The following is a 19,398-nucleotide window of genomic DNA, read 5'->3' on the forward strand; positions in this document are numbered from 1 at the left end:
CGTCACTCCTCGAAGGTTTCGACCAGGACCGTGGCGTCGGGGTCCGGGGGCTGGCGGGCCGCCGCGGCCTCGATGGCGCGGAGCTGGCCCAGAGCCAGCGAACACGGCACGCCGTAGCGCGCCTTCACGCGCTCGCTGGCCACCGTCAGGGCTTCCCTCGCCCGCCCGACGAAGGCATCGACAGGGTAGCGGGCGCCGGGCACGAGGTAGTCCTTGACGACCAGCGAGGGCGAGTAGCAGCTGTCGCGCGCCCCGTCGGGCCAGCGGATGTTGAAGCGCATCTCAGGCATGGACGGACTCCTGCGGCGCGCCGGCGAGGTGGGCGGCGTAGCGATCGAGGTGGGTGCGGGCGCTGGCCGCCCAGTCGAAGCGGGCCGCGACGGCCTGGCCGCGCGCCGCCCGCGCCGCCCGGGCCCGGGGCTCCAGGCTGGCCTCCAGCGCGGCCGCGATGGAGCCCGTCTCGGTGGGCTCGGCCCAGAAGGCGTCGGCGGGGCCGAGATATTCGGTGAAGGGCGCGATACGCGACACGACGGCCGGCGTGCCGCTGGCCATGGCCTCGATGACGGCGAGGCCGAACCCTTCCTGCAGGGACGGGAAGGCCAGCGTGTCGGCGATGCGGTAGAGCGCCGGCATGTCGGCCTGGGGCACCGGCCCCGCCACCACCACGGCGCCGGGGGCGCGCCCGTCGAGGCCGAGGCGCTGCAGCGCTTCGCGGCACAGGCCCGCATAGGCGGAATGGTCGAGCACCGAGGCGCCGCCCGCCACGACGAGCTGCGCGCGCGGGTAGCGGACGCGCAGCCGGGCGAAGGCCTCGACGACCCGCAGGCTGTTCTTGCGCGGCTCCAGCCCGCCCACGGCGAGCAGCACCGGCCCGTCGCCGAGCCCGAGCCGGGTCCGCACGGCGGCGTCGCCCGGGCCCGGCACGGGCGAGAAGGCGGCGCGGTCGACGCCGTTGGACACGCGTTGCGCGGCGACGCCGTAGCGCCGGCGGAGCTCCGTCACCCAGGTGTCGCTGACGCAGAGCGCCGTCCCGGCCGCCACCACGGCCCGCTCCTGCCGGGCTTCGACGCGCGGGTCCTGGAAATGGTCGAGGTGGTGGACGGTGCGGACGAAGCGCGGCACGAGCCCGGCCGCGTGCAGCTCCGCGAGGGCGCAACCGCCGATCCCGTCATGGGCGTGGTAGAGGTCGAAGCCGCGATGGCCGGGGGCGGTGAACCAGTCCCAATAGTCGGCGACGCGCTGCTCCACCATGTCGGCGGTCGAGCGGCTCTCGATCCGGCAGGCCGGCACCGACACGGTGGCGCAGGCGGCCGCGCGGAAGAAGCCGCGGCGGGCGGGGTCGGGCGCGTGCACCACGGCCTCGTGGCCCAGCGCCGTCAGGGCCTCGGCCAGCGACAGGCAGTGGCTGACGCCGCCGCGCGGGTTGGTGGAATGCGTCAGCAGGGCGATGCGGAGCGGCCGGCTCATGGGGCGGCGGGCCCCGGCCGGGCGCCGCATCCGGTCAGCGGCGCCGCGGCGAAGTCCCACACCGTGGCGTCGTGGCGCCCGTCGGCGATGCACAGCCGCGTGCCCGGCTCGACGGTGCCGATCCGCGCCGCCGCGATGCCGCGCGCGGCGAAGCGGCCCACCACTTCGGCGGTGTCGCGCGGCGACACCGACAGGAGGTAGCCGTAGCTCGGGAAGCTGGCGAGCCACCGGGCGAGGTCCGCGCCCTCGGGGCGCGGCACGGATCCGACGTCGATGCGGCCGCCGGTGCCCGAAGATTCGAAGAGCATGCCGGCCGTGCCGACCGTGCCGGCCATGGAGATGTCCTTGGCGGCGCCGCACAGGCCGGCTTCGGCGATCTCGGCCAGCACGTCGAGGTCGCCCCGCAGACGCCCGGCAGGAGCCGCCGTGCTGGCGTCCCAGTTGGTGGACGTGTCGGAGCGGTAGGCGCCGCGCAGGTCGACCGCCATGACGAGGTCGTGGCCGGGCGCGGCGTCGAAGCTCGTCATCAGCCGCTTCGCCCGCCCCAGCACGGCGACGGCGAGGCCGCCGCGCGCCGAGCGGGTGTTGGTGTGGCCGCCCACGACCGGCACGCCGTAGCGCGCCGCGCCCTCGCGCAGCCCCGCCAGCACCGGCCCGGCAGCCTCGTCGTCGGCGGCCCAGAGCGCATCCACCACGGCGATGGCGCGTCCGCCCATCGCCGCCACGTCGCTGAGGTTGACCATCACGCCGCAATAGCCGGCGAACCAGGGCTCGGCCGCCACGAAGGCGTCGATGAAGCCCTCGATGGCGAGGAGCAGGTGGCCGTCGCCGTCCGGGATGGCGGCGCAATCGTCGCCGACCGCGATGGCGGAACCCGCGTCGAGGCCCAGCGCCGCCACGGCGCCGGCGATGTCGCGCTTGCCGAGGAGGCCGCGGCCGTCCCGCAGGCGCCCCGCGAGGTCGTCGATGAGCCGATCCATCAGGCCGCCATCCTGGCGAGGGCGGTGATGCCGGCCACGGCGTCGTACAGCGGCGGATAATGGGCGAGGTCGGCCTGCATCAGGTGGTGGGGCCGCCCGTGCAGGTCCACCTCCTCCAGGGTGCGCCAGTGGAGCGTGGCGAACATGGCGGCGTTCTGGCTCTGCACATGGGCGGTGAAGCGGCGGCAGCCCCGGGCGTGGGCCGACGACACCGCCACCTGGATCAGCGCCGCGCCGAGCGCGCCGATGCGGCGGTGGTCGGCCGCGACGGCGAGGCGCGAGCCCATCCAGTGGCCGGGTTCGGGCTCGTGGATCCGCACCGTGCCGACGACGTCGCCGGCCGCCACCGCCAGGGTCGACACCGCCACGATGGGGATGGCCTGGGCGTCGATCGCATCCCGGTCGTCGCCGGCGAAGATGCCCTGCTCGTCGCAGAACACGCGGCGGCGCAGCGCCGCGGCATCGCGGAACTCCCAGGGGCGGTCGGCGAACTTCACCGTGAACCACGGCGCCGTGAAGGGCCGCGCGGACGCGGTCTCCGGAAGGGCCGTCACGCGGGACGCTCGTAGGACGACAGGGCCGAACAGGCGCCGCATTTGGCGCATCCCGCCTTGGCGTCGCCGCTGCGCAGCCCGGCGCGCCGCAGCATGGCGGAGAGCGGGCCCAGGATGGCGTGCATGAAGGCCGGCGTCGGGGCGGGATGGCTTTCGAGCGGCGTGCCCGAGATCGGCACGAACGGCACCACGAAGGGGTAGACGCCGAGGCCCACCAGGGTCTCGCAGGTGGAGAGGATGGCCTCCGGCGTGTCGCCGAGCCCGGCCAGGATGTAGGTGGAGACCTGGCCGCGGCCGAACACCGGCACGGCGGCGGCGAAGGCCTGCATGTAGCGCTCCATCGGGACCGACGCCTTGCCGGGCATGATGCGCCCGCGCACGGCGGGCGTGACGGATTCGAGATGCATGCCGAGCGCGTCGATCCCCGCCGCCTTCATGCGGCCGAACCAGACGTCGTCGTCGGGCGGCTCGCACTGGCCCTGGATCGGCAGGTCGATGGCGGCCTTCACGGCGAAGGCGCTCTCGGCCAGGATGGCGGCTCCGCGGTCGGAGGTGGCGGGCGTGCCGGTGGTCATCACCATGTGCTTCACGCCGTCGAGCAGCACGGCGGCGCGGGCCACCTCGGCGAGCTGTTCGGGCGTCTTGCGCGCCACGGTGCGGCCCGCCGCCAGGGACTGGCCGATGGCGCAGAACTGGCAGGTCTTGGTGCGGCTCTGGTAACGGATGCAGGTCTGCAGCACGGTGGTGGCGAGCACGTCGCGGCCGTGCAGCACGGCGATCTGCGAATAGGGCACGCCGTCGAAGGTCTGCATCTTGTAGAAGCGCGGCTGCAGCGGGAAGGCGACGCGCCCGACACGCACGCCGTCGCGCTCCACCGTGCTGAGCCCGTCGGGCCCCGGCTTGCGCACCACATAGGGGCTGTCGAAGGCCGTGGCGGTGTGAACCGGCACCATCACGGTGCGGCCGTCGACCGTCAGGGCCTTGTGGTCGGAGGGGCCGGCGCCGCCGCGGCGGCTCTGCACGCCGGCCGAAGGGTCAAGCAGCCGGACTCCGAAGGACTGCAGCTCGTTGATCAGTTGCTCGGTCGGCAGGGCCGAGGGCCGAGGGTCCGGGGCGGTCGGCTGCAGGTCGCTCATCGGCGGGGGCTCCCATCGCGGGTGGTTCGATCGGCACGGCGGCATGCAGGGGCCGTGCCTCGCGGTTGTCGAGGTTGAGGCTGAGAAGCTCCGGCCGGGCGTAATGGCCGACGGAATCCATCATGCGCTTGCGCTTGGTGACGAGCGCCATGTCGAGGTCGGCGACGAGCAGGCCCTCGCCCTCGCGCAGGGGCGGGGCGAGGTGCACGCCTTCCGGCGACACGATGGCGGTGCAGCAGCCACCGCGCAGCGCCTTGCGCATGCGGTCGTCGGGCGTGATGGCGGCGACCTGCGCGTCGGTGAGCCAGCCCGTGGCGTTGACGACGAAGCAGGCCGCTTCCAGCGCGTGGTGGCGAATCGTCACCTCCATCTGGTCGGCGAAGATCTGCCCCACCATCGAGCCCGGGAACTGGGCGGCATGGATCTCCTCGCCCTGGGCCATGAGGCTGTAGCGGGCGAGCGGGTTGTAATGCTCCCAGCACGCCAGCGCGCCGACGCGGCCCACGGCCGTGTCGACCACCCTGAGGCCGGAGCCGTCGCCCTGGCCCCAGATCATCCGCTCGTGGAAGGTCGGGGTGATCTTGCGCCGGCGCAGCGCCAGGCGCCCGTCGGCGTCGAAGACGAGCTGGGCGTTGTAGAGCGTGCCGCCGTCGCGCTCGTTGACGCCCAGCACCACCACCATGCCGTGGCGGCGCGCGGCCGACGCCACGGCGTCGCAGACCGGCCCCGGGACAGCGACGGCCTCGTCGTAGAGGCGCAGGTGCTCGGCGCCCGTCGCGGCGGGCGGGTGGACGAAGGAGAAATAGGGGTACCAGGGGACCAGCGTCTCGGGGAAGACGAGCAGCGCGACGCCGTCCCGCGCCGCCGCCGCGATGGCGGCCAGCACCTTCTCGACCGTGCCGCCGGGGGCGTCGAGCACCGGCGCCATCTGCACGGCTGCGGCGCGGACGATCCTCTTCTGGCTCATGACAGGTTCCTCGGGAGGTTCCTTGGGAGTTCCCCTGGGCGCGTCCCGTCGCGCCGCGATGGTCCGCCCGGCCGCGACGGGCCGGGCGGCGGGCGTCAGAGCGTCCAGGTGTCGAGTATGAAGGCGCCGGCCTTGCGGTGCAGCAGCACGAGGTCGAGCGTGTCGAGGGGGCCGATCGGCCGGATGCCCTCGATCAGCGAAGCCTCGCCGTGGCCGTAGAGCGCCTGGAGGGCGAAGCGGCAGCAATAAACCTTGCCGCCCTCGCTCATGAACTTCGCCAGCTGGTTGTTGAAGTTCTGGTGGCCCGGGAAGGCATCGTCGCCGAGCCGCGGGAAGCCGCGCTGCACGCCGAGCGTGACGCCCGGGCCGTAGAGCAGGATGGAGGTTTCGAAGCCCTTGCGCAGCAGGCGCGTCGCCTGGAGCAGGTTGACGAGGCCGATCGAGCCCTCGAAGGCGACGGTGTGGAACGTCACCAGCGCCTTTTCGCCCGGTTCGGCTTTGACGTCCTCGAAGACCTTCTCCTCGTAGTCGACGAGGAAGTCGCCCTTCTTGTGATGCGGGATGTCGACGGCAGGCATGGAGCTTCTCCCTCGAGATGATCTTGACGGGGCCGCGCGGCAGGGTGGATCCCGGGCCGGCCGCGGCGGCGGCCCGTACGCCCGGGTTTCGCAAGCCGCATGCCAGTCATCCCGGACGGGCGAGGACCCAGGGACGGCACCGAAAATGAGGTCAATCGTGCCATCAATCCTGCCGAGATCGTGCCCTCATCTTGAGCGTCCGTGCCCAGGCGATCGCGTGGAACAGCGCTGTTTCGAGGCGTGATGAAACGACAGGCAGCGCGGTCGAACCCTCCCGGCGGCATGGCGCTCGTCGGCTCCGGCCCACGTCGCTGCTGCTCCGCCCCTGGCCTTAACCCTTGCCCTTGCCCCCGCCGGGGAATCGCGCCACTGCGGGGTGAGGCAGCGGGACCGGCGCCGCTGCCGTCCTCGCCACAAACCCGCTCAATTCGGCATTGACCGCATTCGGAGATCGGAAACCGTGAAGGCTCACCGGTGACGGGTTGGACGCCCGACCTCGCCAAGTTCGGCCGACCGCACTACCGCGCCATCGCGGATGCGATCGCGGAGGACATCGGCGCGGGCCGCCTCGCGGCCTCCGAGCGCCTGCCCCCGCAGCGACAGCTGGCGGATGCGCTGGGCCTCAATTTCTCGACCGTGGCCCGCGGCTACGTGGAGGCGCAGCGGCGCGGCCTCATCGCGTCGCGCGTCGGCCACGGCACGGTGGTGACGGGCCGCGCCGCGCCCGCCGCGCCCGCCGCGCCCGCGCTCCCGCCCGCGGTGCGGCGTCGGCCGGCCCTGGTCGACTTCTCCATGAACCTGCCGCCCGAGCCCGACGACCCCGCCCTGGTCGAGCGCATGCGCGACGGACTCGCCGCGGTCTCGGCGGACCTCGTCGGGCTGCTGCGCTACCAGGGCTTCGGCGGCGCGCCGGACGACAAGGAGGCCGCGCTGCACTGGCTGTCGCGCCGGGGCCTCGCCGTGCCGGCCAACAGGCTGCTGGTCTGCCCCGGCAGCCACAGCGCGCTGCTGGCGACGCTCTCGACCCTGTGCCGGCCCGGGGACGTCATCTGTTCCGAAGCGCTGACCTATCCGGGCGCTCGCTCGCTCGCGGCCCATCTCGGACTGACGCTCGTCGGGCTGCCGGGCGACGACGAGGGCATCGACGCGGCGGCCTTCGCCGCCACCTGCGTCAGGCACCGTCCCAAGGCGCTCTACCTCAACCCCACCCTGCTGAACCCCACCACCGTCACGGTGTCGCGGGCGCGGCGCGAGGCCATCGTCGCGGTGGCGCGGCGCTATGCCGTGGCGATCATCGAGGACGACGCCTACGGCTTCCTGCCGCCCGACGGGCCGCCGACCTTCTCGGCCCTGGCGCCGGAAACCACCTATCATGTGGCCGGGCTGGCCAAATGCCTCGGGGCGGGGCTGCGCATCGCCTATCTGGTGGCGCCGAGCGCCCGCGCCGCCCTGCCGCTCGCCGCCAGCCTCAGGGCCGCCACCGTCATGGCCTCGCCGCTCACGGCGGCGGTGGCGACGCGCTGGATCCTCGACGGCACCGCGGACGCCGTGCTGGACTTCGTCCGGCGCGAATCCACCGCCCGCCAGCGCCTGGCTTTGGCCGCCCTGCCGCCGGGCCTCGCCGAGGCGGACCCGCACGGCTTCCACATCTGGATGCGCCTGCCGGAACCGTGGAGCCGGTCCGCCTTCGCGTCGCAGTCGCGCTCGACCGGCATCGGCGTCGTGGCGAGCGACCCTTTCGTGGCGACGGGACCTGCCCCCGAAGCGGTGCGGATCTGCCTCGGCGGGCTGGCGAGCCGGGACGACGTCGCCCATGCCCTCGACGTCATCGCCCACGCCCTCGACGAAACGCCCGCCATGTCGTCGGCCTTCATCTGAAAGCCGACCGTCAGCCGCGGGGCCGCCGCCCCGGGTCGATGAGGGCGGCGACGACGCCGGGATCGGGCCGGCCGTCGACCACCAGCCCGAAGCCCTCGTCAAAATCCCAATGTGCCCAGCCGAGCCCGTTGGCCTCGGCCGCCCGGCGCACCGCGGCGAGCCAGGCGAGGCGATCCTGCCGGGGCGCCACCGCCCGCAGCACGCCGAATTCGTTCAGCACCGCGGGCACGCCGTGGGCGCGGGCCCAGGTCCCGACGGCCGCGAAGCCCGCATCCACCGCCGCGACCGTCCAGGGCCGGGCGAGCGAGGCCCGGAGCGCGTCCTCGTCGTCCCGCCGCCCGGCCCGGCGCAGCCCGGCCAGCACGCGCTGCACGGCCGGCTCGGGCAGCGCGGCGGGGAAGGGCAGACCCGCATAGGCGCCGTAGGGCCCGCCGCTGTCCCAGGTGGCGCCCTGGTGGGTGAAGGCCATCGGATCGTAGAAGTGGCAGACGTAGACGACGTTCCGGTCCGCCAGGGGCCGCCAATCCGCCAGCGCGTCGACGCGCTCGAACGGCGCGGGGCCGACGAGCAGCGTGGTGTCGGGCAGGAGGTCGCGGACGGCGGCGGCGAGGCGCACGGCCTGCGGGCGCCACACGTCGTCGCCCGTCGGCGGTTCGTTCAGCAGTTCGGCGAAGACATGCGAGGCCGGCCTCCCCGCCAGGCGCCGGGCGATGGCCGACCAGGCTCCGACGACGGCGGCGAGGGCCGCCTCGGGGTCGCGCCGGTAGAGCGGCCCCAGCCCGCCGCCCGGGTGCAGGTCGACGCTGACGGCATAGTCCTGCCCGAGCAGCAGGTCCAAGGCCGCATCGAGGTCGTCGAGCGCAGCGGACCGCGATGCCGTGCCCGAGAAGGTCGGCGACAGGCTTTCGGCCCGGACCGGCAGCCTGACGTGGCTGAAGCCGTCGCGGCGCAGCTGCGCCAGCAGCGCCGGGAGGTTCTCGCGGACGGCCGTCGCCGGCACGAGATCGGGGAGGTTGAAGCCCCGTGCCAGGGCCGCGACCCGCCCGGCCGGCACGCCCGGCGCCTCGGCGGCGGCACTGCGGCCCGCACCGAGCGGCACCGCCAGGGCGCCCGCCCCGAGCAGCGGCAGGACGGCGCGGCGGCTGAAGCGGCGCGTCACGGGCCGACCGCCGGGGCGCTGCGGCGGCGGTCGGACAAGGGTCGTGACAGGGGCGTCGACAACGGTGCCACCAGCGGCGCGATCCGGCGATCGACGGCACCGAGCGTCAGCCCGACCACCAGCATCACGAGGCCGAGCGCCAGGGGGGCGAACATCGCCTCTTCCTGGAACAGCCCGTTGAACAGCGTGACGACGATGAGCGCCGTCGCCAGGGCGAGGCTCGGCAGGCGGAAGTGCCGGAACAGGCGCCAGCACAGCGCCGAGATCCACCCGTAGACGGCGAGCAGCCCGAAGCCGCAGACCCCCATCTGGTACAGCAGCACGCCGATCGCGCTTTCCACGGCGAGGTCCGACTGGCCGGCCTTCTGGTATTTCTGGAAGTCGATCTCGGCGAAGGCGACCGACAGGTTGCCGCCCTGCCCCAGTGTGTGCCCGAGCGGATTGCCGACGAAGCCCGAGAGCCCGCCGAGCAGCCCCAGCACGTGGTAGTCGCCGGCCGCGATGCCGGACCGGAACACCAGGACGGCATAGACCGACATGATGCCGACGAAGGCCCACAGGGTCGCGGGCGACGGGCTGACCCGGGCCGCCGCGACGAAGGCGACGGAGGCCACCAGCAGCACGATGGCGCCCTTGGCCCCGACGACGATCATCAGCGGCACGGCCGCCGCGATCAGCAGCCAATAGCCCTGGACGGCCGCCAGCGCCGCCATCGTCGACAGGACGTAGCCGTAGCTGATGGGGTGGAAATTGGGTCCCTGGATCCGGGTGACGGTGCCGAGGTCGCCCAACAGGTTGGAGTTGAGGAGGTTGGTCTTCAGCAGGTCGAGCGCGGTGCCCACGACGGCACCGGTCTCCTTGGCCTCGCGCACCGTCATGGGGCTGGCGCGCCGGTCGGCGAAGCCGAGGTCGAGGTAGCTCCAGCCATGAGTCAGGTCGAGCCAGCGCTCGATGAAGAACAGCTCGAAATAGCCGCAGGCCAGCAGCGTCGTCAGGATCAGCACCACGACCGTGTCGAGGTGGAACGGGTGGCGCGACCCGACGTTCACGCAGATCTGGAACAGCATCAGCGGCAACACGATGTTGCGGAGGTAGATGGTGGCGCCGCGGGCGTCGTAGAGCAGGCCCGGCACGTAGTAGCAGACCGCGACGGCCAGCGCGACGGCGCTCCACAGGGTGAGCCGGCGGACGAAGGGCGACGTCGTCCCGAAGAGGTGGACGAAACGCACCGCCAGCACGATCCAGACGCCGACCGTGGTGACGAAGTTGTAGCTCTTCATCGGATCGAGGCTTCTGACGTCGGCGACGTAGGCCGAAGCATAGGACACGAAGGTCGTCTGGAAGATGTAGCAGACGATGAGCACCGTCGGCACGGCGCGCTCGAACCGCAACGCCACCACGATGGCCAGGGTCAGGCAGATGCCCACGGCGAGGTTCTGGCCGAGGAAGTTCAGGGCGACCGGCAGCCCCGTCATCACCAGCGCCAGAAGCACGATGAAGCCCTGGTCCTGCAGGATCCCGAGGGCCGTGGGCCCCGTGGCGGCCATCCGCCGCGGGCGCTGACCGGAATCGCGCAGGTGGGTCACGCTGTGGCTCATGCCGCCACACTACCGCTGGCGCGCCGGCGCGTCGCCACGCTCCCGGAGACAGGGTGAATCGTCCACCATATCGACGCGCCGCTCGGCACCGGGCGGCCCGCTTAACCGTCGGTGCACGAACTCGGCCTATGGCTGGGTTCGGAGGTTGTCCGTGACCCGTCTGAGCCTTTCCAAGACCAACTTCCGGGCCGCGAGTCAACCGACCGCCGCCACGGCACTCGGTGTCCCGGCGGCGCTGGACCTGTGGCAGGAGGCGACCAGCCCCCGCCTGCCGGGCGGCCTCGTCGACGTCGCCGCCATCCTGCTGTTCCTGCGACGCAACCTCGTCCGGATCCTGGTCGTCGCCCTCGCCGCCACGGCGGCGGGGGTGGGCGGGTGCATCCTCCTGATGAACAGCTATGAGGCGACAGCGCTGGTCATCATCGATCCGCGCGACGTCAAGGTGACGCAGACGCAGGACGTGCTGGCCAACATAGGCCCGGACACGATCGCCATCGAGAGCCTGGTGCAGGTGGCCAATTCCGACGGCTTCCTGGGGCGCGTCGTCGACCGCATGAACCTCATGGCCGACCCGGACTATGCCGGCCTGGGCGCCAGCGACGCGGTCCGCCGATCGGCGACGATCGACAAGCTGCGGGGCCGGCTGAAGATCGGCCGGCGCGGCACCACCTACCTGGTCGACATCACTGCCGTCACGAAAGATGCGGAGCGGAGCGCCGCCCTGGCCAACACCGTCGCCGGCATGCTGGCCGAGGACCAGGCGCGCCTGCGCTCGAGTTCCAACACCGATGCGGCCGCGTTCCTGGACGAGAAGCTCGACACCCTGCGGGAGCGGCTGCACACGGCCGAAGTGGCGTCGGCGGCCCTCAAGGCCAAGCTCAACATCACCGATGCGGGCCAGGGCGGCACGCTGCAGGAGCGCCGCATCGCCGAGCTGAACCAGCAGCTCGTGCTGGCGACGGCCCGCGCCGCCGAGACCAAGGCGAGGATCGACGAACTGGCGCGGGCCGGGACGGCGAGCCCCGACCGGCTGCCGGGCTCGCTGCAGTCCGCCGTGCTGACCGGGCTTCGCCAGGACTATGCCCGGCTGACCCGCCAGGTCGCCGAGCAGAGGTCGATCTACGGCGACCGCTATCCCGGCGTGCAGAGCCTTGCCGCCCAGGTGGACGACCTGCGCCGCCAGATCTCGGCGGAAGCCGGCCGCATCGTCGCCTCGACGCGCAGCGATGCCCAGGAGGCCGCGGGCCGCGTCGCCACCCTGACGGCCGACCTGCGCCGGGCGCAGGGCGACAGCGGACGCCAGGGCAGCGACCGCGTCCGGCTCGACGAGATCGATCGCGAAGCGCGAGCCGACCGCACCGTCTACGAACAATTGCTCGACCGCCAGAAGCAGCTGTCCGAACTGCGCGGCCTCACGCCCACCGACGTCCGCGTGGTGTCGCAGGCCCTGCCGCCGGCCCGGCCGAGCCGGCCGAAGCTCCCGGTGCTGGTCGGCATCTTCGCCATCCTGGGGCTCGGCGCCGGCTGCCTCGCCGCGCTCGCCGGCGAGGCCGGCCGGCGGACCCTGCTGACGCGGCGCGGCGCCGAGAAGGCGGTCGGCGTCGAGGTGTCGGGCCTGCTGCCGCGCGTCCCCGCCAGGGGCACGGCACAATCGGCCCCCTCGCCCTCCCTGTCCCCCGATCTCGGCCCCTGGATGGGGGATCTCAGCCGCATCGCATCGCCCGGCGGCGGCCAGGGCCGCGTCGTCCTGGTGACGTCGGCCAGGCCGCGCGAAGGCAAGACCACGGTCGCCCGGAACCTCGCCCGGAGCCTGGCCAACGTGGGCGAGACGGTCCTGCTGCTCGAGGCTTCGCTGCCTTCGCAGGTCGCCGCGACGACGCCCTTCGGCCTGCTCGACGTCGTCGCCCAGGGGTGCTCCCCCGAGCGCGGCTTCATCGACGTCCCCCACCTCGGCCTGACCCGCCTGCCCTTCGGCGGCGGCCGGGCGACGCGGCCCGAATCGTTGGACGGCACGCTCGGCGCCGGGCGGCTCGCGGCGGCGATCCGCACCTGCCGCGAGCGCTTCGACGTCGTCGTCATCGACGGGCCGGCGATCCGCGAGGCCGGTTACGCCACGACGCTGGCGGCGGCGGCCGACCTGTCGCTGGTCGTGGTCGAGTGGGACGCCACCCCCGGCGCCGACATCGTGGCGGCGCTGGACCGGCTGCGCCCCGACGACGTGACGCTGGTCTTCAACAAGGTCGACCCCACGCGCTATGCCCGCTACGAGACCGGCGCGGCGCTCACGCCGACGCGCGAGCGCGCCGCCGTGCGGCCGGCCGCCTGAGGCCGCGACGGCCCGGTCGCCGACCCGGGCCGGCCAGGGCGACGGGCCAGAGCATCGGGCCGGTTTCCCACCGGCGCGGGACGTCGCGGGGGACGGCTGCGGAAACTTCCTTTGGCGCCGGGGCGCCGCTGGGGTAATGGGCCTCATGTCCCCGCCCTCCCGCCGCCGCTCGCTCCGGCGCAGCCTCCGCCTCCGCGCGCTCCGCATCTGGCTCCCGCGCTTCAAGCGCCGGGCCATGTTCCTGTTCGGCGGCATCGCGGTCGGCGCCCTCGCCGTGCTGATGGCGAAGCTGGCGGACGAGGCGCAGGCGCTCTTCGCCGGCCTCGCGGCGCGCGCCCCCGCCGCGCCCCTGCTGGTGACGCCGCTCGGCTTCGCGCTCGCCGCCTGGCTGGCGGGCCGCTACTTCGCCAACTCGGGCGGCAGCGGCATCCCGCAGGTCATCGCCGCCCACGGCATCGACGACCCGGCGCTGCGCAACCCGCTGGTCAGCCCCAAGGTAGCGGTCGGCAAGATCGTGCTGCTGGTGCTGGGCCTCGCCTGCGGGGCCTCGTCGGGCCGCGAAGGCCCCACCGTGCAGGTGGGGGCCTCGGTCATGTACGCGCTCGGGCGCCTCGCGCCCCACCGCCAGCCCGGGCTGCTCATCGCGGGCTCGGCCGCCGGCATCGCGGCCGCCTTCAACGCCCCCCTGGCCGGCATCATCTTCGGCATCGAGGAGATGAGCCGCTCCTTCGAGGCGCGCACCAGCGGCCTCATCCTCGGCACCGTCATCGCGGCGGGCCTGACGTCGCTCGGCCTCGTGGGCGACTACACCTATTTCGGCCGCACCCCGGACGTCATGCCGTTCGGCATCGAATGGCTGGCCGTGCCGGTGGTGGGGATCGCGGGCGGGCTCGGCGGCGGGGTCTTCAGCCGCCTCCTGATCGAGGCGGGGCGCGGCTTCCCCGGGGCGGCCGGGCACTTCGTCAAGCGCCACCCCATCCTGTTCGCCGGGCTCTGCGGCCTCGGCGTGGCGCTCTGCGGCGCCGGCAGCGCCGGCACGGTGTTCGGCACCGGCTACGAACAGGCCAAGGGCATCCTGCACGGCACCACGGCTCCGCCCGACAGCTTCGGCGTGCTGAAGTTCTGCGCCACCGTGCTGTCCTCGATCAGCGGCATCCCGGGCGGCATCTTCGCGCCCTCGCTCGCCGTCGGGGCGGGCCTCGCCCAGAACCTCCACGGCCTGCTGCCGATGACGCCCATCGGGGTGCTGACCATCCTGGGCATGGCCTCCTACCTGTCGGGGGTGGTTCAGGCGCCCATCACGTCCTTCGTCATCGTCGACGAGATGACGGAGAACCATGCCCTGGTCATCCCCATCATGATCTGCGCCATCCTGGCCAATGCCGTGTCCAAGCTCGTCTACCCGCACGGCGTCTACCACACGCTGTCGCGCGGCTACATGCCGGTGCCGGTCGCGGAGGACGGCCGGGCGCCGGGGCCGTGACGGGCGCCGGCGGCGGCATCGCGCTCTATTCGCTCGGCGTCCTGCTCTTCGCCGTCAACGACGCGCTCGGCAAGTGGCTGGTGGGGACCTACGGGGTCGGCGAGATCCTGGCGCTCCGCTCGCTCGGGGCCGCGGCCGTTCTGGTGCCGCTCCTGGCGCTGCGCCGCCCGGACCTCGACATCCGCGACCAGTGGCGCCTGCACGCGCTGCGCCTCGCCTGCATGGCGGGCGACAGCTTCGGGTTCTACTACGCGACCCGCAGCCTGCCGCTCGCCGACGTGATGTGCTTCTACCTCGCGGCGCCGCTCATCATCACCACGCTGTCGGCCCTGCTGCTCGGCGAGCGCATCGGCGCCTTCCGCTGGGGCGCCGTGCTGCTGGGCTTCTGCGGCGTGGTGATCGCGCTGCGCCCCACGGGGGCCGCCGTTTCCCCCGCCGCGCTCGTGGCGCTGTTCGGCGCCACCATGTTCGCCGGCGCCATCACGACGACGCGCGGCCTGCGCCGCACCGACTGGCTGACGCTGACGGCCTGGCAATATCTCGGCACGGGCCTCTTCGGCGCCGTCCTGGCGCCCGCCGGCTGGGCGACGCCGTCGGCCTTCGACGTGCTGCTCATGGGGCTGGTCGGCGCCGTGTCGATGGGGTGTTTCGTGTGCATCACGCGAGCCCTGGCCATGGCGCCGGCGTCGCTGCTGGCGCCGTTCCAATATGCCTCCATGGTGTGGGCCGCCGTGCTGGGCCTCGTCATCTGGGGCGACGTGCCGGGTTCGAGCGTGGTGGCGGGGTCGGCCATCATCGTGGCGAGCGGGCTCGTGGTCTTCGCGCGGGAACGGATGCGGGGACGCCCGCTCGCCGATGCCGTGGCGCCCGTGCCGTGAGACCCCGTGTGAGGCGCCCCGCCGCCTTCCCACGCGCGCGCCCTGCCCCCATATTGCAAGGATGCCGAGAGCCCGCCCCACCGACGCCGACACGACCCTAGCCCCCCCGGCCCGCAAGCCGGGCCGGCCCGCCAAGGCAGCGGCGGCTGCCGACGCGCAGGCCGCGCCTGACGCCGCCAAGGCGCGCAAGCCCGGCCGCGGCGCCGCCCCCAAGGCCGGGCGGCCCGACCTCAAGCCGCTCGACGAGCATCTCGCCGCCCTGCTGAACCCGGCCCTCAACGAGAACCGCGCCCCCGCCGCCGTGCCGGACCGGGAGCCGACGCGCCCGGCCGGCTTCGCGGAAGCGCCCCAGGCGCGCTTCGAGCCCGGGCCGCCCGGCGACGGCGGCGGCACCATCCAGCTGGCGCGCGGCGTCACGGGGGCGGCCGCCACCGCCGAGGTGCTGGAACAGCTGCTCAAGGCCGGCGACCCCCGCCTCAACGCCCGGCCCTGGGTGCCGCATCGCCCGGCCCGGCCGGAGAAGTCGGAAGGCGGCATCGACTTCAAGCTGACCTCCGAATACGACCCCAAGGGCGACCAGCCCACCGCCATCGCGGAACTGGTCGACGGCGTGGCGCGCCTGGAGCGCGACCAGGTGCTGCTCGGCGTCACCGGCTCGGGCAAGACCTTCACGATGGCCCAGGTCATCGCCGCCACCAACCGCCCCGCCCTCATCCTCGCCCCCAACAAGACGCTGGCGGCGCAGCTCTACGGCGAGTTCAAGAGCTTCTTCCCCGACAACGCCGTGGAATACTTCGTCTCCTACTACGATTATTATCAGCCCGAGGCCTATGTGCCGCGGTCCGACACCTATATCGAGAAGGAGTCGACGATCAACGAGCAGATCGACCGGATGCGCCACGCCGCCACCCGGTCGCTGCTGGAGCGCGACGACGTCATCATCGTGGCCTCGGTGTCGTGCATCTACGGCATCGGCTCGGTCGAAACCTACACGGCCATGACCTTCACGGTCTCGGTCGGCGACAGGATCGACCAGCGCCAGCTCATCGCCGACCTCGTGGCACTGCAATACAAGCGCACGCCGGACTTCACCCGCGGCAACTTCCGGGTCCGCGGCGACACCGTGGAACTGTTCCCGGCGCATTACGAGGACCGGGGCTGGCGCTTCTCCTTCTTCGGCGACGAGATCGAATCGATCCAGGAGTTCGATCCCCTCACCGGCAAGAAGACCAACGACCTCAAGTTCGCCAAGGTCTACGCCAACTCGCACTATGTCACGCCGCGGCCGACCCTCATCCAGAGCATCAAGGCCATCAAGGCCGAGCTGAAGGGAAGGCTGGACCAGCTCTTCGCCCAGGGCCGCCTGCTCGAAGCCCAGCGGCTCGAGCAGCGCACGCTGTTCGACCTCGAGATGCTGGAAGCCACGGGCGTGTGCCAGGGCATCGAGAACTATTCGCGCTACCTCACCGGCCGCCAGCCGGGCGAGCCGCCGCCGACGCTGTTCGAATACCTGCCCGACAACGCCCTGGTCTTCACCGACGAGAGCCACGTCACGGTGCCGCAGATCGGTGCCATGTACAAGGGCGACTTCCGCCGCAAGGCGACGCTGGCCGAATACGGCTTCCGCCTGCCCTCCTGCCTCGACAACCGCCCGCTGCGCTTCGAGGAATGGGACGCCATGCGGCCCCAGACCGTGCATGTGTCGGCGACGCCGGGCCCGTGGGAGATCGAGCGCGCCCAGGGCGTCTTCGTCGAGCAGGTGATCCGCCCGACCGGCCTCATCGACCCGCCGGTCGAAGTGCGGCCCGCCCGCAGCCAGGTCGACGACGTGCTGGGCGAGATCCGCGACACGGCCGCCAAGGGCTTCCGCTCGCTCGTGACGGTGCTGACCAAGCGCATGGCCGAGGACCTGACGGAATACCTCCACGACAACAACGTGAAGGTCCGCTACATGCACTCGGACATCGACACGATCGAGCGCATCGAGATCATCCGCGACCTGCGCCTCGGCACCTTCGACGTGCTGGTGGGCATCAACCTGCTGCGCGAAGGGCTCGACATCCCGGAATGCGCCCTGGTGGCGATTCTGGACGCCGACAAGGAGGGCTTCCTGCGCTCCGAAACGTCGCTGATCCAGACCATCGGCCGCGCCGCCCGCAACGTCGACGGCAAGGTGGTGCTCTACGCCGACCATGTGACGGGCTCGATGGACCGCGCCATGGCGGAGACGGCGCGCCGCCGCGAGAAGCAGGAAGCCTACAACACCGCCCACGGCATCACGCCCGCTACCATCAAGCGCGGCATCTCCGACATCCTGCAGAGCGTCTACGAGGCCGACCACGTCACGGTCGACACCGGCATGGCGGCGCCCGAGGCCCTGATGGGCCACAACCTCAAGGCCGCGATCGCCGACATCGAGAAGCGTATGCGGGCGGCGGCCGCCAACCTTGAATTCGAGGAGGCCGCGCGGCTGCGCGACGAGCTGAAGCGCCTGGAAGCCACCGACCTGATGATCGGCGCCGACCCGATGGCGCGGCAGGCCGACATCGAGCGCGAGGCGGGGCGCTACGCCGGGGAGCGCAGCTACGGCGCCGCCGCCAACCTGCCGGCCGGGATGGGCCGCTCGACGGCGGGGCGGCCCGGGGCGATGGCGCCGCGGGGCGGGTCGGCGCGGCCGGCGGCGGCGGGGGGTCCGCGCAAGCCGCGCGACGCCGATATGGGGCCGCACAATTTCGGGGGCGGCGAAGCCGGTCCGGCGCGGGGCGCGGGGTCGGGCGCGGCGGGGCGGGGCCGCAAGCCGGGGCTCGACGAGATGGGCCCGGGGCGCGAGGAGGCGCCGGCGGGAGCCGAGGGCTTCGCTCGGCCGGAAAAGCCCGACCCGGGGGTGAGCAACTGGCGCAAGGGGCGGGGGCGGAAGTGATTAATAGGGCTGCCTTTCCTCCCGCAGTTTTGCATACTCCTTCAAACCAAGATGAACCTTGAACTGAGTAGCAGCATTGTCCCAGCCAGCTTCAGGATCTGTATACTGGAATGCCCAGGTCCGACCTCCATAGCCGCTCCTCTTTTCATAACCAAGGACAGAGAATCTATACAAATATGCAAGGGCCTCTCGAAAGTCTGTCTCGTTTTTTGGTGATTTTCGCCTTTTATATTCCCGCTCAAACTGCTCCACGTCGAACGTCAGCGTACTGATTGCAGAACACGCCTGCAGAGCTTCGTCCCAATAAGGCCAGTGAGGGCGTATCTCATCATCGAGCTCTGACTTCAGATAAGACGAATATTCATCACGCGACTTAACGATGTCCTTATTCGTGAATTTTTCCGCGTTTGTGTCGCGTTTTTTCGCGGTAATAAGTGCGGTATTAAGAAAGCGAATAACGTCTCTGGGACGCAAAAATGTGCGAGCTAGTATATGATTCCATTTAGACTGCGAGCCTCGCATAAGAACTTCGTCTATCAGACCATGCCAGCCAAGAGTCGATCCCGTTTTGGCGTGAATCCTCGCCTCGATTAATTGAAGAAGGCTTTCCGGATTCCATTCAAGACTCAAAGAGAGACCTTGGCTAATTTTGTTTTTATCGGAAAATTGCATATCCTCCCAAATGTCTGATCTTAGATATACAATCAAGTCAATTGGGCTACCCGATTTTTTATTTTCTATCCTTAATTCTCGAACAGCAAGAATCAAACCAACAAGCATTTTAGTACGGGACTCATCTAATCTCGACAATCCTTGATCGAGTTCATCAAAATGCAAGCTGAGAGATGAGATTTTAGCTTCCCGTATGACTTTTTGTACGCAAGCCATGATGGCGTTAGTTAGAGCGCTCAGCTCCAAACCAAGTTGATGATCCTTCCCTGTTCGGCTCAGTTCGATCCCTCCAATCTGATTACCCATAATCGCGGGTTGGAAAGAAGCTTTACTGAGCTTCAATTTTTTCGGACGTAGTATGTCTGAGAGCTGCGGCGATGTACCGCCATAATTGTCAATGAGGAACGTTCGCAATAGCGGCGCGTCAATACTGAGGCTCACACTTGGATGTGATAGAACCAATGCACTTATTTCGACTGCGACAATGTACTTCCATGAAGCGACATACGCCTCAATGTCTGAGGCACCATGATCAACAATTTGTGCATGTACATTCCAGGGATAACCCCGAAGATTCAACGCTTTTGAGAATCGACCTTGTGACCGCTCAGTGAAATGACGGACAATTGCCGTTTTTCCAGTTCCCTTACGGCCAAGAACAAGAAAAGATTTCCCCTTACTGATGCTTTCAACAGCGTTAGTAAACAGAAAGTAATCAAGAACCAGATCTTCCTCGGCAGCAACATCGCCGAATGTTTCTATTGAACTGAGCTTAAAGATGCTTCCAGACATATTCTCGTCG

The 19,398-nt window shown here is 70.9% G+C and carries 15 protein-coding genes; 5 read left to right on the top strand and 10 right to left on the bottom strand.

The genetic code is table 11. The annotated features are described in order from the left end of the window. Positions 1–2: 2 nt before the first annotated feature. The 7 genes from D3272_RS03615 to D3272_RS03645 all read right to left on the bottom strand — a co-directional run bounded on the left by D3272_RS03615 (position 3) and on the right by D3272_RS03645 (position 5,682). Positions 3–290, bottom strand: coding sequence for an MSMEG_0570 family nitrogen starvation response protein (locus D3272_RS03615; protein ID WP_129217762.1), 288 nt, complete (start codon positions 288–290; stop codon positions 3–5). After that, positions 283–1,467 carry an MSMEG_0565 family glycosyltransferase gene (locus D3272_RS03620; RefSeq protein WP_129217763.1) on the bottom strand — a complete coding sequence of 395 codons (1,185 nt, stop codon included), beginning with the start codon at positions 1,465–1,467 and terminating at the stop codon, positions 283–285. The genes D3272_RS03615 and D3272_RS03620 overlap by 8 nt, the downstream gene beginning before the upstream one ends. Further along, positions 1,464–2,447 (bottom strand): sll0787 family AIR synthase-like protein, encoded by a 984-nt coding sequence (locus D3272_RS03625; protein ID WP_129217764.1) that lies wholly within the window; start codon positions 2,445–2,447, stop codon positions 1,464–1,466. Before D3272_RS03625 ends, D3272_RS03620 begins: the two co-directional genes overlap by 4 nt. Then, positions 2,447–3,001: an MSMEG_0567/Sll0786 family nitrogen starvation N-acetyltransferase gene (locus tag D3272_RS03630; RefSeq protein WP_245496365.1), complete on the bottom strand. Its 555-nt coding sequence runs from the start codon at positions 2,999–3,001 to the stop codon at positions 2,447–2,449. The genes D3272_RS03625 and D3272_RS03630 overlap by 1 nt, the downstream gene beginning before the upstream one ends. Then, entirely contained in the window at positions 2,998–4,137 is a 1,140-nt protein-coding gene (locus D3272_RS03635) for an MSMEG_0568 family radical SAM protein (protein ID WP_207210114.1), read from the bottom strand. Before D3272_RS03635 ends, D3272_RS03630 begins: the two co-directional genes overlap by 4 nt. Further along, the gene (locus D3272_RS03640) at positions 4,037–5,104 is read right to left on the bottom strand and encodes a Nit6803 family nitrilase (RefSeq protein ID WP_129217766.1); all 1,068 of its coding nucleotides are present in this window, start codon (positions 5,102–5,104) and stop codon (positions 4,037–4,039) included. Before D3272_RS03640 ends, D3272_RS03635 begins: the two co-directional genes overlap by 101 nt. A 95-nt stretch (positions 5,105–5,199) precedes the next feature. Continuing rightward, complete coding sequence (locus tag D3272_RS03645; protein WP_129217767.1) at positions 5,200–5,682, bottom strand: MSMEG_0572/Sll0783 family nitrogen starvation response protein; 483 nt, start codon at positions 5,680–5,682, stop codon at positions 5,200–5,202. 474 nt (positions 5,683–6,156) lie between these two features. Here D3272_RS03645 and D3272_RS03650 point away from each other — a divergent pair, with 474 nt between their 5' ends. Then, positions 6,157–7,560 (top strand): aminotransferase-like domain-containing protein, encoded by a 1,404-nt coding sequence (locus D3272_RS03650; RefSeq protein WP_245496366.1) that lies wholly within the window; start codon positions 6,157–6,159, stop codon positions 7,558–7,560. A gap of 10 nt (positions 7,561–7,570) precedes the next feature. On the opposite strand, the gene D3272_RS27145 is transcribed toward D3272_RS03650, so the two are convergent. Together D3272_RS27145 and D3272_RS27150 are read right to left on the bottom strand one after the other, a co-directional pair. Next, entirely contained in the window at positions 7,571–8,719 is a 1,149-nt protein-coding gene (locus D3272_RS27145; protein WP_165361199.1) for a glycoside hydrolase family 5 protein, read from the bottom strand. Beyond that, the gene (locus D3272_RS27150; RefSeq protein WP_165361200.1) at positions 8,716–10,317 is read right to left on the bottom strand and encodes a hypothetical protein; all 1,602 of its coding nucleotides are present in this window, start codon (positions 10,315–10,317) and stop codon (positions 8,716–8,718) included. Before D3272_RS27150 ends, D3272_RS27145 begins: the two co-directional genes overlap by 4 nt. Positions 10,318–10,468: 151 nt before the next feature. Between D3272_RS27150 and D3272_RS03660 the strand changes: the two genes are divergently transcribed. The 4 genes from D3272_RS03660 (at position 10,469) to uvrB (ending at position 17,924) form a co-directional block, all read left to right on the top strand. Continuing rightward, on the top strand, positions 10,469–12,643 hold the full coding sequence (locus tag D3272_RS03660; protein ID WP_165361201.1) for a GumC family protein: 2,175 nt from the start codon (positions 10,469–10,471) through the stop codon (positions 12,641–12,643). A 145-nt stretch (positions 12,644–12,788) separates the two neighbouring features. After that, positions 12,789–14,126: a chloride channel protein gene (locus tag D3272_RS03665; RefSeq protein WP_165361202.1), complete on the top strand. Its 1,338-nt coding sequence runs from the start codon at positions 12,789–12,791 to the stop codon at positions 14,124–14,126. After that, positions 14,123–15,004, top strand: a complete 882-nt coding sequence (locus D3272_RS27155; protein ID WP_165361203.1) for a DMT family transporter — start codon at positions 14,123–14,125, stop codon at positions 15,002–15,004. The genes D3272_RS03665 and D3272_RS27155 overlap by 4 nt, the downstream gene beginning before the upstream one ends. A gap of 61 nt (positions 15,005–15,065) precedes the next feature. Beyond that, positions 15,066–17,924, top strand: a complete 2,859-nt coding sequence (gene uvrB, locus D3272_RS03675) for an excinuclease ABC subunit UvrB (protein ID WP_129217772.1) — start codon at positions 15,066–15,068, stop codon at positions 17,922–17,924. On the opposite strand, the gene D3272_RS03680 is transcribed toward uvrB, so the two are convergent. After that, the gene (locus D3272_RS03680) at positions 17,925–19,388 is read right to left on the bottom strand and encodes a P-loop ATPase, Sll1717 family (protein WP_129217773.1); all 1,464 of its coding nucleotides are present in this window, start codon (positions 19,386–19,388) and stop codon (positions 17,925–17,927) included. Positions 19,389–19,398 lie beyond the last annotated feature (10 nt).

The organism is Lichenibacterium ramalinae, assembly GCF_004137085.1.
In the GTDB taxonomy this organism is placed as follows: Bacteria; Pseudomonadota; Alphaproteobacteria; order Rhizobiales; family Beijerinckiaceae; genus Lichenihabitans; species Lichenihabitans ramalinae.

Coding starts and splice junctions, on each gene's coding strand:
- D3272_RS03615 (WP_129217762.1), bottom strand. CDS start 290: ATGCCTGAGATGCGCTTCAACATCCGCTGGCCCGACGGGGCGCGCGAC.
- D3272_RS03620 (WP_129217763.1), bottom strand. CDS start 1,467: ATGAGCCGGCCGCTCCGCATCGCCCTGCTGACGCATTCCACCAACCCG.
- D3272_RS03625 (WP_129217764.1), bottom strand. CDS start 2,447: ATGGATCGGCTCATCGACGACCTCGCGGGGCGCCTGCGGGACGGCCGC.
- D3272_RS03635 (WP_207210114.1), bottom strand. CDS start 4,137: ATGAGCGACCTGCAGCCGACCGCCCCGGACCCTCGGCCCTCGGCCCTG.
- D3272_RS03640 (WP_129217766.1), bottom strand. CDS start 5,104: ATGAGCCAGAAGAGGATCGTCCGCGCCGCAGCCGTGCAGATGGCGCCG.
- D3272_RS03645 (WP_129217767.1), bottom strand. CDS start 5,682: ATGCCTGCCGTCGACATCCCGCATCACAAGAAGGGCGACTTCCTCGTC.
- D3272_RS27150 (WP_165361200.1), bottom strand. CDS start 10,317: ATGAGCCACAGCGTGACCCACCTGCGCGATTCCGGTCAGCGCCCGCGG.
- D3272_RS03665 (WP_165361202.1), top strand. CDS start 12,789: ATGTCCCCGCCCTCCCGCCGCCGCTCGCTCCGGCGCAGCCTCCGCCTC.
- uvrB (WP_129217772.1), top strand. CDS start 15,066: ATGCCGAGAGCCCGCCCCACCGACGCCGACACGACCCTAGCCCCCCCG.
- D3272_RS03680 (WP_129217773.1), bottom strand. CDS start 19,388: ATGTCTGGAAGCATCTTTAAGCTCAGTTCAATAGAAACATTCGGCGAT.